This window comes from Streptomyces sp. NPDC043896, assembly GCF_056435605.1.
This window is the reverse complement of sequence record NZ_JBWKEE010000008.1, coordinates 1-12,866: the sequence shown is the minus strand read 5'-3', so window position 1 is coordinate 12,866 and position 12,866 is coordinate 1. Positions and strand designations below refer to the sequence as shown.

General features: G+C 75.4%; 13 protein-coding genes. 9 read left to right on the top strand and 4 right to left on the bottom strand.

Annotated elements, in window-relative coordinates; all coding sequences use genetic code 11:
- Window positions 1–30 precede the first annotated feature (30 nt).
- The 6 genes from AC069X_RS13575 to AC069X_RS13550 all read left to right on the top strand — a co-directional run bounded on the left by AC069X_RS13575 (window position 31) and on the right by AC069X_RS13550 (window position 5,968).
- Window positions 31–1,008, top strand: a complete 978-nt coding sequence (locus tag AC069X_RS13575) for a LysR substrate-binding domain-containing protein (protein ID WP_478728229.1) — start codon at window positions 31–33, stop codon at window positions 1,006–1,008.
- Window positions 1,009–1,093: 85 nt separating this feature from the next.
- Window positions 1,094–2,179 carry an S-(hydroxymethyl)mycothiol dehydrogenase gene (locus AC069X_RS13570; RefSeq protein WP_478728228.1) on the top strand — a complete coding sequence of 362 codons (1,086 nt, stop codon included), beginning with the start codon at window positions 1,094–1,096 and terminating at the stop codon, window positions 2,177–2,179.
- A gap of 180 nt (window positions 2,180–2,359) precedes the next feature.
- Entirely contained in the window at window positions 2,360–3,670 is a 1,311-nt protein-coding gene (locus AC069X_RS13565) for an alpha/beta fold hydrolase (protein ID WP_478728226.1), read from the top strand.
- A 139-nt stretch (window positions 3,671–3,809) separates the two neighbouring features.
- Window positions 3,810–4,277: a MarR family transcriptional regulator gene (locus AC069X_RS13560; protein WP_478728224.1), complete on the top strand. Its 468-nt coding sequence runs from the start codon at window positions 3,810–3,812 to the stop codon at window positions 4,275–4,277.
- Window positions 4,278–4,318: 41 nt separating this feature from the next.
- Entirely contained in the window at window positions 4,319–5,083 is a 765-nt protein-coding gene (locus AC069X_RS13555) for a PIG-L deacetylase family protein (RefSeq protein WP_478728223.1), read from the top strand.
- Window positions 5,084–5,134: 51 nt separating this feature from the next.
- Window positions 5,135–5,968, top strand: coding sequence for an enoyl-CoA hydratase/isomerase family protein (locus tag AC069X_RS13550; protein WP_478728221.1), 834 nt, complete (start codon window positions 5,135–5,137; stop codon window positions 5,966–5,968).
- Here the strand turns inward: AC069X_RS13550 and AC069X_RS13545 are convergent.
- From AC069X_RS13545 to AC069X_RS13530, 4 genes are read right to left on the bottom strand one after another with little or no spacing between them, the layout of a single operon-like run.
- Window positions 5,955–6,752, bottom strand: coding sequence for a hypothetical protein (locus tag AC069X_RS13545; protein ID WP_478728219.1), 798 nt, complete (start codon window positions 6,750–6,752; stop codon window positions 5,955–5,957). The two genes, AC069X_RS13550 and AC069X_RS13545, sit on opposite strands and share 14 nt — an antisense overlap.
- Entirely contained in the window at window positions 6,749–7,051 is a 303-nt protein-coding gene (locus AC069X_RS13540; protein ID WP_478728217.1) for a hypothetical protein, read from the bottom strand. The genes AC069X_RS13545 and AC069X_RS13540 overlap by 4 nt, the downstream gene beginning before the upstream one ends.
- A gap of 31 nt (window positions 7,052–7,082) precedes the next feature.
- Complete coding sequence (locus AC069X_RS13535; RefSeq protein ID WP_478728215.1) at window positions 7,083–7,982, bottom strand: SDR family oxidoreductase; 900 nt, start codon at window positions 7,980–7,982, stop codon at window positions 7,083–7,085.
- Between the two features lie 53 nt (window positions 7,983–8,035).
- Complete coding sequence (locus AC069X_RS13530) at window positions 8,036–9,157, bottom strand: hypothetical protein (protein ID WP_478728213.1); 1,122 nt, start codon at window positions 9,155–9,157, stop codon at window positions 8,036–8,038.
- Window positions 9,158–9,458: 301 nt separating this feature from the next.
- Here AC069X_RS13530 and AC069X_RS13525 point away from each other — a divergent pair, with 301 nt between their 5' ends.
- The 3 genes from AC069X_RS13525 to AC069X_RS13515 are packed head-to-tail and all read left to right on the top strand — an operon-like array spanning window position 9,459 to window position 12,777.
- Entirely contained in the window at window positions 9,459–10,436 is a 978-nt protein-coding gene (locus AC069X_RS13525; protein WP_478728211.1) for an NADPH:quinone oxidoreductase family protein, read from the top strand.
- Window positions 10,433–11,623 carry an acyl-CoA dehydrogenase family protein gene (locus AC069X_RS13520; protein ID WP_478728209.1) on the top strand — a complete coding sequence of 397 codons (1,191 nt, stop codon included), beginning with the start codon at window positions 10,433–10,435 and terminating at the stop codon, window positions 11,621–11,623. Before AC069X_RS13525 ends, AC069X_RS13520 begins: the two co-directional genes overlap by 4 nt.
- Complete coding sequence (locus AC069X_RS13515) at window positions 11,620–12,777, top strand: acyl-CoA dehydrogenase family protein (RefSeq protein ID WP_478728207.1); 1,158 nt, start codon at window positions 11,620–11,622, stop codon at window positions 12,775–12,777. The genes AC069X_RS13520 and AC069X_RS13515 overlap by 4 nt, the downstream gene beginning before the upstream one ends.
- Window positions 12,778–12,866 lie beyond the last annotated feature (89 nt).

The window sequence follows — 12,866 nt, the reverse complement described above, 5'->3', positions numbered from 1 at the left end:
CTTTTCTTACCCGATCCGTAAGCTGGCCCGATGCTCGACGTACGCCGCCTGCGCCTGCTGCGGGAACTCGCCCGCCGGGGCACCATCGCCGCCGTGGCCGAGGCCCTCGCCTTCAGCCCCTCCGCCGTCTCCCAGCAGCTCGCCGTCCTGGAACGCGAGGCCGGCCTGCCCCTGCTGGAACGCACCGGCCGCCGGGTCCGCCTCACCCCGGCCGCCCAGAACCTCGTCCGGCACGCCGAAGCCGTCCTGGAGCGGCTGGAGCAGGCCGACGCCGATCTCGCGGAGGCCCGAAACGGCCTCGCCGGCGTCCTGCGCGTCGGTTCCTTCCCCACCGCCACCCGGGCCATCGTCCCGGCCGCCCTGGTCCACCTGGCCCGGCGCCACCCGGGGCTGGAGCCGAGGGTCCTGGAGACCGACCCGGCGGCGGTAGCGCACGCGCTGCGGGCCGGGGACCTGGACGTGGCCCTGGTCCACGAGTACGACTTCGTCCCGGCTCCGGCGGAGCCGGGACTGGCCACCGCGCCGCTGTTCGGGGAGGCCATGTACCTGGCCGCCCCCGCCGCCGCCCAGGCCCCGGCCCCGGCCCCGGGCCCGGCCGCGCCCGTGCCCGACGCGCCGCCCGGAAGCGGTGGCACCGACCAGGGCGCGGTCCTGCGCACCCACCAGGACGCGCCCTGGATCACCGCCACCCCCGGCACCCTCTGCCACGCCATGACCGTACGGGCCTGCCAGGCGGCCGGGTTCACGCCCCGGATCCGGCACCAGGTCGACGGGTTCGACACCGTCCTCGCCCTGGTCGCCGCCGGGCAGGGGGTCGCCGTCGTCCCCCAGCTGGGGGTGACCGGGCCGCCGGACCCCGCCGTCACCCTCACCCGCCTGCACATGGAACGCCGCACCAAATCCGCCTTCCGCAGCGGGGCCGCCGCCCACCCCGCCGTGGCGGCCTTCACCGCGGCGCTGCGCGCGGCCGTACCACCGGATCTGGCCGGAACCGGTGGCGGCGGGTGACGCGAAGTCCCGCGCAACTCCCTTGGCGGGCCCGGTCCGTGTACGTTCGATGATCCAGACCGATCCGAACAGAACGGGGTACGACGTGACACATCGCGTACGAGGGGTCATCGCGCGGAGCAAGGGCGCACCGGTGGAGACGACCACGATCCTCGTGCCCGACCCGGGGCCCGGAGAAGCCCTCGTCAAGGTCCAGGCCTGCGGCGTCTGTCATACCGACCTGCACTACCGCGAGGGCGGCATCAACGACGAGTTCCCCTTCCTCCTCGGCCACGAGGCCGCCGGGATCGTCGAGTCCGTCGGCCCGGGCGTCACCTCCGTCGCCCCCGGCGACTTCGTGGTCCTCAACTGGCGTGCGGTGTGCGGCACCTGCCGGGCCTGCAAGCGCGGGCGGCCCTGGTACTGCTTCGCCACGCACAACGCCACCCAGCCCATGACGCTGGAGGACGGCACCCCGCTCTCCCCGGCCCTGGGCATCGGCGCCTTCGCCGAGAAGACCCTCGTCGCCGCCGGGCAGTGCACCAAGGTGGACCCGGCCGCCTCGCCCGCCGCCGCCGGACTCCTCGGCTGCGGCGTGATGGCGGGCCTGGGCGCCGCCCTGAACACCGGCAACGTCGGGCGCGGCGACTCGGTGGCCGTCATCGGCTGCGGGGGAGTCGGCAACGCCGCCGTCGCCGGCGCCCGGCTGGCGGGCGCGTCGCGGATCATCGCCGTGGACCTGGACGACCGGAAGCTGGAGTGGGCGCGCGGGCTGGGCGCCACCCACACCGTCAACGGGCGCACGGAGGACGTGGTCAAGGCCGTCCAGGAGCTGACCGGCGGGAACGGCGCCGACGTGGTCATCGAGGCCGTCGGCCGGCCCGAGACCTACCGGCAGGCCTTCTACGCCCGCGACCTGGCCGGCACCGTGGTGCTGGTCGGCGTACCGACGCCCGAGATGAAGCTCGAACTCCCGCTGCTGGACGTCTTCGGGCGCGGCGGCGCGCTCAAGTCCTCCTGGTACGGGGACTGCCTGCCGGAGCGCGACTTCCCGCTCCTGATCGACCTGTACCTCCAGGGCCGGCTCGACCTCGACGCCTTCGTCTCCGAGACGATCCCGCTCGACGGGGTCGAGGACGCCTTCGCCCGCATGGAGCGCGGGGAGGTGCTCCGCTCGGTGGTCCGGTTCTGAACCGCCGCCCCTGCGGGCCCGCAGCCCCCGCGGGCCCGCCGCCGGGCGGCACGTCGCGTCGCCCGCCTGCGGGCCCGCGGGCATAGGATCGGCCGGGACGTCAGCCCCGGCCCCCGGCCCCGCCGCGATCCGGCGAAGGCGCGGGGGAGGGGATCCGTACCCACACCCCAGGGGCCGTCCGTGACCCGCCAGCGCAGCTACCGCCAGCCCGGTGCCGTCCTCACCGACCACCACTTCACCGTGCCGCTCGACCACGACCGCCCCGACGGGGAGCGGATCGAGCTCTACGCCCGCGAGGTGGTGGCCGGCGACAAGGACCCGGAGCGGCTGCCGTGGCTGCTGTACCTGGAGGGCGGGCCCGGCTTCGGTGCCCGGCGGTTCACCGGACGCCAGGCCTGGCTGGAGCGGGCCCTCGCCGACCACCGCGTCCTGCTCCTCGACCAGCGCGGCACCGGCCGCTCCACCCCCGCCAACCGGCAGACCCTGCCCACCCGCGGCACCCCTGCCGAGCAGGCCGCCTACCTCACCCACTTCCGCGCCGACTCCATCGTGCGCGACGCCGAGGCCATCCGCCCGGCCCTGACCGGCGGCGCGCCCTGGACGGTGCTCGGCCAGAGCTTCGGCGGCTTCTGCGCCACCCACTACCTCTCCACCGCGCCCGAGGGCCTGCACGCGGCCCTGATCACCGGCGGGCTGCCCTCCCTCGACGCCACCGCGACGGAGGTCTACGGGGCCGCGTACCCCCGCGTCGAGCGCAAGAACCTCGCCCACTACGCCCGCTACCCCATGGACGTCGAGCGCGCCCGCCGCATCGCCGCCCACCTCGCGGAGCGTCCGGCCGAACTCCCCGGCGGCTACCGGCTCACCCCCGAGGCCTTCCAGTCCCTGGGCCTGCTCCTCGGCACCGGCGACGGCAGCCACCAGCTGCACTACCTCCTGGAGGACGCCTTCGTCACCACGCCGGCGGGCCCGGCCCTCTCGGACGCCTTCCTGCACGCCGTCCACACCCACCTCTCCTTCGCCGGCCACCCCCTCTACGCCCTGCTCCACGAGGCGATCTACGCCCAGGACCCGGCGGCGCCCACCGCCTGGGCCGCCGAACGCGTCCGCGCCGCCCACCCGCGCTTCGACGCCGCCAAGACCCTCGCGGGAGACGACCCGCTCCTGTTCACCGGGGAGACCATCCACCCCTGGCACTTCACCGCCGACCCGTCCCTCGCCCCGCTGCGCGCGACCGCCGACCTGCTGGCGGAGCGCACCGGCTGGCAGCCCCTCTACGACCCGGCCCGGCTCGCGGCCAACGAGGTACCGGTCGCGGCCGCCGTCTACCACGACGACATGTACGTGGACACCGCCCACTCCCTGGCCACGGCCCGCGCGATCCGCGGCCTGCGCACCTGGGTGACGGACGAGTTCGAGCACGACGGCGTCCGCGCGGGCGGCCCCCGCGTCCTGGACCGGCTGCTGTCACTGGTCCGCGACGAGGTCTAGGCTTCCGGCCCTCCAGGGGGAGCGCGGCACCCGGTGAATATGCGTTTGACCTCAACAGGGCTTGAGGTCATACGGTCTTCACATGACCCGCACGGGGAGTGCGGGAGCCGCATCCGAAGTACCCAGGAGGGGAACGCCCATGACGGACCAGCAGATCGCCGACGCCGCACTCGCCGGACAGCCCGCCGCCTACGTGACCGGCGTCGCCTACGAGGCGCTCATCGCCTTCACCCGGGCCCGTCAGGCCGAGAAGGGGTACACCCAGCCCCAGTTCTGGCTGCTGCGCAACCTGTCCGCGAACGACATCTCCCCCGACGGCGAGGGGATGACCGTCACCGAGCTGCGGGAGGCCATGGCCTCCTACATCCGCCCCGAGGACGACCTGGCGGCGGAGGCCGAGGTGCTCCTGCGGCGCGGCTGGCTGCGCCGGGACGCGCAGGACCGGCTGTGGCTCACGGAGGAGGGGGAGCGGGCCCGCGTCGACCTGAAGGCCAACGCCCCGGCGATCCGCGCCGCCCTCCACGAGGGCATCGACGACGCCGACTACGTCACCGCGGTGAAGGTGCTCCGGCAGCTGGTCCGCAACGCGGGCGGCACCGCCCTGTGACGCGGCCGCGCCCCGGCGCCGGTTCGCCTATTGTGCGGCGTATGACCGAACAAGCAGAGCAGCAGCCGCCCTTGCAGCCCATGCCCGCCGACTGGCGGCGCGCCCTCGCGGTGGTCGCCCACCCCGACGACCTGGAGTACGGCTGTGCCGCGGCCATCGCCGACTGGACCGACGGCGGCCGCGAGGTCTCCTACCTCCTCGCCACGCGCGGCGAGGCGGGCATCGACGGGGTCGCCCCGGGCGAGTGCGGCCCGCTGCGCGAGGCCGAGCAGCGCGCCAGCGCGGCGGTCGTCGGGGTGACGGCGGTGGAGTTCCTCGACCACCGCGACGGTGTCGTCGAGTACGGCCTCGGCCTGCGCCGGGACATCGCCGCGGCCATCCGGCGGTACCGCCCCGAGCTGGTGATCACCCTCAACCACCGGGACACCTGGGGCGGAGCCGACGGCGGGGGCTACTGGAACACCCCCGACCACAAGGCCGTCGGCCGGGCCGTGCTGGACGCCGCCGCCGACGCGGGCAACCGGTGGATCTTCCCCGAACTCGTCTCGGAGCAGGGCCTGGAGCCGTGGGACGGGGTGCGCTGGGTCGCGGTGGCGGGCACCTCCACCCCGACCCACGCCGTCGACGCCGGACCCGGCCTGGAGCGCGCGATCCGGTCCCTGCTGGAGCACAAGGCGTACATCGCCGCGCTGACCGACCAGGACCCGCAGGAGTACGTACGGAACTTCCTGACCGGTAACGTCCAGCAGGCGGCGGCCCGTTTCGGCGGCCGCCCGGCGGTGCCGTTCGAGGTCTTCCCCCGCTGAGCCCGCCACCCTAGGCTGACGCTCCGTCAGACGGCCTCGGGGGTGCGGAACGTGATCGACACGGTCAGCGGGGAGATCGCGGAGGGTGCGGAGCGCATCCGGCTGGACGTCGAGGACGGCATCGCGCTCCTCACCCTCTGCCGCCCGGACAAGCTCAACGGCTGGAGCTGGGAGTCCACCCGCCAGCTGGGCCTGCTGGCCGACCGGATCCGCTTCGATCCCGCCGTCCGCGCGGTCCTGCTGCGCGCGGAGGGCCGGGCCTTCTGCGCGGGCATCGACGTGACCGCCCCCGGCGGAGCCATCACGGGCGGCTCCGCCGCCGAACGGACCCGGAACTACTACGAGGGCATCCGCTGGGTCCACGAGCGCTTCTCCGTCCTCGCCCGCCTGCCCCAGCCCGTCGTCGCCGCCGTCCAGGGCCACTGCCTGGGCTTCGGCTTCGAACTGGCCCTGATGGCCGACATCCGCGTCGCCGCCGACGACGCCGTCTTCGCCCTCCCGGAAGCCCGCCTGGGCGTGGCCGTGGACGCCGGCGGCGACCTGCGGATCGCCCGCGAGGCCGGTGCGGGCTGGGCCAAGTTCCTCGCCCTGACCGGCCGCAGCATCGACGCGGCCACCGCAGAGCGCCTGGGACTCGTCCAACTGGTCGTCCCCCCGGACGAGCTGGACCCCGCAGCCCGCGCGCTGACGGCCGAGATCGCCGCGAACGCCCCGCTCGCCGTCCAGGCCATCAAGCGGGCGGTCGACGCCTACGCCGACGCCGCCCTGCCCGCCGCACTGGACCGGGTGGCCATGGCCGCCGCGCTCACCCTCACCTCCGAGGACGCCGCGGAGGGCTACGGCGCCAAGGCGGCCCGCCGGACCCCGCGCTTCAGGGGAGCGTGAGCACCGGCCGCACCGAGAAGCCGTCCCACGCGTCCTCCCCCTCCGGCCCGTACGCGAACTCCGCCGCACCCGGGTTGCGCTGCGCCGTGGCCAGCGGCAGCCACCCCAGCAGCCGGCCGTACCCGCCGCAGACGGCCTCCCCGCCGTCCCCGCCGTGCACGGCCGCCATGCCACCGCTGAGCTCCGTCGTGTAGCTGTCGTAGGCGATGTGCAGCCCGAAGGCGTTCGGCTCGTGCCGGATCCCGCCCGGCCCGTACGCCTCCTCCTCCAGCGGGCAGGCGTCGCCCCACCGGAACAGGGTGCGCGCCCCCGCCCCGCAGGCGTGCTCCCACTCGTCGGCGTCCGGCATCCGCAGCCCCCGCCCGGCGAGTTCGTCCGGGGTGTCCTGCGGCAGCTCCTCCAGTTCCTCGTCCTCCACCGCCATGAGCACGGTGGCCAGCTCCACGGTCCGCACCGGGCTCAGCTGCCCGGCGAGATGGGCCGCGAGGTCCGGTGCGGAGGCGAAGCCCTCCGCCAGGCTCCGCGCGTAGTCGGCCTCCTGCCCGGGCGCCGGGCGCCAGGCCCCGGCGTCGAAGCCGAGGCGCACACGGCCGCCGGGTATCAGCGCGAAGTCCTGGCCGTCCCGCTCGATCCGCACCCGGTGCAGCGGTCCGCCCAGGTGCCCGGCCGTCTCGACCCGGAGCAGCCGCCCGTCCACGCACGCGGCGGCCTCCTCCGCGAACCGGCGGGCGGCGTCGGGTCCGAGGGAGCGCCAGCGCTCGAAGGTCATTCCGGCGAGGCTCATGCGCGCCCCCGCTCCGGAGCCGTGCCGCGCTCCCGGGGCGCGGGCGCCGGCGGTCTCGCGGCGCGCTCCAGCGGGCCCTCGGGGTCGTACGGGCCGTCCGGGGGTGCCGTCAACAGCCCGACGACCCCGCCCTCCGGACCGGTGTACCGCCGGGCTTCGAGCGCGGCGATCCGCTCCGGTGCGGCGGGGGCGAAGCCCGGCCGGCCCAGCGGCGGCTGCTCCGGGGCCAGGGCGCGCATGGCCGTCTCCCGCTCGGCGCTCCAGGTGCGCAGGAAGGGTTCCCAGTCGTCGATCCTCATGCCCCGATGGTGCCGCATCCCACTGACAGCCTCACGGATGGAACGGCCCGCGTCCCAGCTGCTCGCGCACCGGCACCACCTCCGGCTGGACCAGGGCCCGGCGCTGCCAGTTCGCCCCGTCCACCACCAGGGTGTGGCCGGTGACGAAACGGGCGTAGGGCGAGGCCAGGAAGGTGGCGGCCCAGCCGAGTTCGCGCGGGGCGCCCACCCGCAGGGCGGGCTGGCGGCCGTCCTTGGAGTCCGGGGCGGCGCGCTCCAGTCCGTCCCGGACGTCCTCGGTCATGTCGGCGTGCGGGAACAGCCCGGGCACGAGCCCGTTGACGCGGATCCCGTACGGGCCCCACTCCACCGCGAGGGTCTCCACCAGGTTCTTCACCCCGGCCTTGGCGGCGGCGCTGTGGGCGAAGCCGGGCCCGCCGGTCCAGGCGTACGAGGCGCCGACGCTGACGATGGCCCCCGGGGTGCCGGCCGCGAGGTGGCGCCGGCCGAACTCGCGGGTCATGAACCAGGTGCCCGTCAGGGTGGTGTCGACCACCGCCCGCCAGGCGTTGGGGGACAGGTCCTCGGCGGGGCTGGGGAAGTTCGCCGCCGCGTTGTTGACCAGCACGTCGGGCGGCCCCAGCGCGGCCCCGGCGGCCTCGAAGACCTCCGCGACCCGCTCGGGGTCCCGGATGTCGCAGACGGCGGCCGCCACCCGGCCGGCTCCGGGTACGGCCGCCAGCTCCTCCCGCGCCGCCTCCAGCGGCCCGGCGCGGCGCCCCGCGATCAGCAGGTCGGCGCCGAGCCGGGCGAACTCGGCGGCGATGGCCTTGCCCAGCCCGGTGCCGCCGCCGGTCACGAGGACCACCTGCCCCGCGTACGTGCCCGGGGGCAGGGCGGCGGCGCCGAGCGGAGGGGGTGCGGGCAGGCCGCGCCTGATCTCGTCCGTCATGGGCCATCGATAGCGCGCGGACGCGCAGATCGCCATGCCCGTGACGGCGGCGCCTACTCCGGCAGGTACGCCTGCTTCGTCGCGCAGGTCCAGATCACCGGCTTCAGGGTGCCGCCCGCGTTGACGGCGGCACCGCCGACCCGGCCGTCGTCGGAGACCGACTGTGCGGCGCTCGCCTGGTTCGCGGCGAGCCGGGGCAGGGCGAGCAGCGGTCCCGTGCCCGTCCACAGCTGTGCCTGGTCGGGGAGGGTCTGCTCGTCCGGGTGGAACGCGGCGGTCCCGACGGAGACGTTCGTCGTCGGGCTGATCGCCTCGATGGTGCCGTACGGGTGGGTGTTCAGCACCCCGGGGGCGGTGACGGGCCCGGTGTACGGCGGGGTCCAGGTCACCGGCCGGTACTGGTGGCCCATGCCGTTCCAGTCGTAGCCGACGACGCGGCCGCTCTCGTCGAGGTCCTGCACCCAGCTGTCGTTCGCGGTGCGGGCGAGGGCCCGGGCCGGTCCGCCGTCCGCGGGCCAGAGCACGGGGTAGCTGTCCTCCAGGCGCTGGCCGGTCTCCGGGACCTCGTAGTCCTCGCGGGCGATGCCGAGGACGTCGCCCTTGTTGTTGACGCCGGTGACCAGCTCGACCCGGGTGCCGGGCGCGGCGTCCGCCGGCAGCGGCAGGTCACGGACCTTCTGGCCGTCCTTCCACACCGTGCCGAGGCCGGAACGGGTGCGCGAGACCACGTACCCGGCGTCGTTGACGTCGGCGTCGTCGGACAGCCAGTCGCTCCCGGGCAGCCGGGTGACCGCCGCGTCGCCGGCGCGGTAGGTGAAGAGGTAGCCCTCGGCGCCGTGGACGGCGCCCACCATCAGCCCGCTCCTGTTGACGGCGAGCACCGCGCCCGAGAGGCCGGCTGCGGGCACGGGGACCTTGTGCAGCCTGGTGCCGGTCCAGTACACGGGCTTTCCGGCGGAGCGGCCCGCGGACAGGTTGCCGGCGCCGAGGGCGAGGACGCCCTCGGTCTGCTCGTTGCCCGCGTGATAGCCGCCGGACCCGATGGAGCCGAGGACCTGGATCCGGGGCGTGCACGCGGTCGCGGCCACCGCCGGTCCGGCGGCGGTGACGAGGCCGGCCAGGACGAGGGCGGCGGCGGCCGCCGAGCCGGCGCTCCGCACGCGTGTGCTGTTCATCGTTCTTCCCCCTGTGGTGTGTGCTCGTGGCGCAGCCGCGCGCCCGGGGAGCGGTCGGCTCCGGGCGCGCGGGATCCCCTGGTGCGTCATATGCCCTGTGCAAGCGGCCTGTTGATGTTATCCCCGGGCACTGCCGTTCATCCCTCGTTCGCGCGTCCGATTACCGGAGCGGGGCCCGCGCCCGCGCGGACCGGACAGGGACGGGCCGTGCCGGTGGCCGGGCGCAGGGTTCCCAAGGCAGCAAGCGACCGCTTAGTATGCCGCCCGAGCGTGGTCCCTCGACGGCGGCTGGAGGCCCCGGATGCAGGCATGGCGAGTACACACGACCGGTGAACCCCGCGAGGCCATGCGCCTCCAGGAGGTCCCCGAACCGGTGCCCGGCGAGGGCGAGGTGAAACTCCGGGTGCTCGCGGCGAACGTCAACTTCCCCGACGCCCTGCTCGTCCGGGGCCAGTACCAGATCCGCCCGCCGCTGCCCTTCACCCCCGGCGTCGAGATCTGCGGCCTGACCGCCGACGGCCGCCGCGTCATCGCCAACCCGAGCCTGCCCCACGGCGGATTCGCCGAGTACGTCACCGCCCCCGCACGCGCCCTGCTCCCCGCCCCCGACAGCCTTGACGACGCCGAAGCGGCCGCCCTGCACATCGGCTACCAGACCGGCTGGTTCGGCCTCCACCGCAGGGCCCGCCTCCGCCACGGCGAGACCCTCCTCGTGCACGCCGCCGCCGGCGGGGTCGGCAGCGCCGCCGTCCAGCTCGGCAAGGCCGCCGGGGCCACCGTCATCGGGGTCGTCGGCGGCAAGGCCAAGGCCCGCACCGCCGAGGAGCTCGGCTGCGACCTCGTCATCGACCGCACCGCCGAGGACGTCGTCGCCCGCGTCAAGGAGTTCACCGGCGGACACGGCGCCGACGTCGTCTACGACCCGGTCGGCGGAGACTCCTACACCGCCTCCGCCAAATGCGTCGCCTTCGAGGGCCGCATCGTCGTCGTCGGCTTCGCCAGCGGCACCGTCCCCGCCCCCGCCCTCAACCACGCCCTGGTGAAGAACTACGCCGTACTGGGCCTGCACTGGGGCCTGTACGCAGCCAAGGACCCCGCCGCGATCCTCGCCTGCCACACCGAACTCACCCGCCTCGCCGCCGAAGGCGCCGTCAAACCCCTGGTCAGCGAACGCGTCCCGCTCCACGCCGCGGCCGACGCCGTCCAGCGGCTCGCCGACGGCACCACCACCGGCCGGCTGGTCGTCGTACCGGCCCCGGACGCCGGAGCCGGCCGGTGACGCCCGACGCCGAGGACCTCCTCGCCCGCACCCGCGCCCTGCTCGACGCGCACCCGCCCGCCACCACCGCCCCCGCCGACTTCCTGCGCGCCCGCTTCGACGCCGGACTCGCCTGGGTCCACTACCCCGAAGGACTCGGCGGCCTCGGCGCGCCCCGCACCCTCCAGGCCGTCGTCGACGCCGGACTGGAGGCCGCCGGAGCCCCGGACAACGACCCCCGCCGGATCGGCATCGGCCTCGGCATGGCCGCGCCCACGATCCTCGCCCACGGCACCGAGGAGCAGAAGAACCGCTTCCTGCGCCCCCTGTGGCTGGGCGAGGAGGTCTGGTGCCAGCTCTTCAGCGAGCCCGGCGCCGGCTCGGACCTCGCCGCCCTCGGCACCCGCGCCGTCCTCGACGAGACGGCCGGCGCATGGGTCGTCGACGGCCAGAAGGTGTGGACCTCCAGCGCCCACACCGCCCGCTGGGGCATCCTCCTCGCCCGCACCGACCCCACCCTGCCCAAACACCAGGGCATCACCTACTTCCTGTGCGACATGCACGCCCCCGGAGTCGAGGTCCGGCCGCTGCGCCAGATCACCGGAGAGGCCGAGTTCAACGAGGTCTTCCTCACCGGGGTCCGCATCCCCGACACCCACCGCCTCGGCGCCGTCGGCCAGGGCTGGGCCGTCGCCCGCACCACGCTGATGAACGAACGCGTCTCCATCGGCGGCATGCGGATCCCCCGCGAGGGCGGCATGATCGCCCCCGTCGCCGCCGCCTGGCGCGCACGCCCCGCCCTGCGCACCCACGCCCTGCACCAGCGGCTGCTGGAACTGTGGGTGGAGGCCGAGGTGGCCCGCCTCACCGGCGAACGGCTGCGCCAGCAGCTCGCCGCCGGCCGGCCCGGCCCCGAGGGCAGCGGGATGAAGCTCACCTTCGCCCGCCTCAACCAGGAGATCAGCGGCCTGGAAGTGGAACTCCTCGGCGCGGAAGGGCTCCTGTACGAGGACTGGACCATGCGCCGCCCCGGGATCGTCGACTTCACCGGCCGCGACGCCGGCTACCGCTACCTGCGCGCCAAGGGCAACAGCATCGAGGGCGGCACCAGCGAGATCCTCCTCAACATCGTCGCCGAACGCGTCCTCGGACTGCCCGCCGAACCGCGCGACGACAAGGACACCGCCTGGAAGGACCTCGCCCGATGACCGCACAGCCGCACGCCGCACCCGAGCCCGTCGCGGCCGCCCCCAGCACCCCCCATGACCTCCTCTACTCGGAGACCGAGGAGGAACTCCGCACGGCCGTACGGTCCCTGCTCGCCGACCGCTGCGCCCCCTCGGCCGTCCTCGCCCGCGCCGAGACCGGCCACCCCCACGACCCCGGGCTGTGGCACACCCTGGCCGCCGGTATCGGCGCCGCCGGACTGCTCGTCCCCGAGAAGCTCGGCGGAGCGGGCGCGAGCCACCGCGAGGCCGCCGTCGTCCTGGAGGAACTCGGCCGGGCCGTCGCACCCGTGCCGTACCTGACGGGATCCGTCCTGGCGACGGAGATCCTGCTCGCCGTCGCCTGCGACAACGCCGAAGCCGCCGCCCTGGTGTCACAGACCGCGACCGGCGGCCTGATCTGCGTCCCCGCCCTCCCGCTCACCCTCGCACCCGGCGCGCCCCTGCCGGCGCCGGTCCACGACAGCGGCGGCGGCGTGCTCAGCGGCACCGTCACCCCGGTCGCCGACGCGGCCGCAGCCGACGTCCTGCTGGTCCTCGCCGACACCGGCCTGTACGCGGTCCCCGCCGGCCGCACCGCCCTGACCGCCCTCGTCCCGCTGGACCTCACCCGGCCGCTTTCCGGCGTCACCCTCGACGGCGCCGCCGGCACCCTCCTCGCGGACCCCGCGGCCGCCCGGGCGGCCATCGCCGGGGCGCTGCTGTCCGGCGCCGGGCTCCTGGCGTCCGAGCAGCTGGGGCTCGCCGAGTGGTGCCTGTCCGAGACCGTCGCGCACGTCCGGGGCCGGCACCAGTTCAACCGCCCCGTCGGCTCCTTCCAGGCCCTCAAGCACCGCCTCGCCCGGCTGTGGCTGGACGTCGCCTCCGCCCGCGCGGCGGCCCGGGCCGCCGCCGACGCCCTGGCCGCCGGGGCACCGGACGCCCCGCTCACGGTGGCCGTCGCCCAGGCGTACTGCTCCGGGGTCGCCGTCCGAGCGGCCGAGGAGTGCGTCCAGCTCCACGGCGGCATCGGCATGACCTGGGAACACCCCGCCCACCTCTACCTCAAGCGCGCCAAGGCCGACTCCCTCGCCCTCGGCACCGCCGCCCACCACCGCGGCCTGGTCGCCGACTTCGCGGAACTCCCCGCCCCCTAGATGAATGAGTCCGATGTTGGTGCTGGTCGCGACCATGGCGAAGGGCGCCCGTTGGTCAGTGTGTGAAGACAAACCTGGACGCCCTTCTG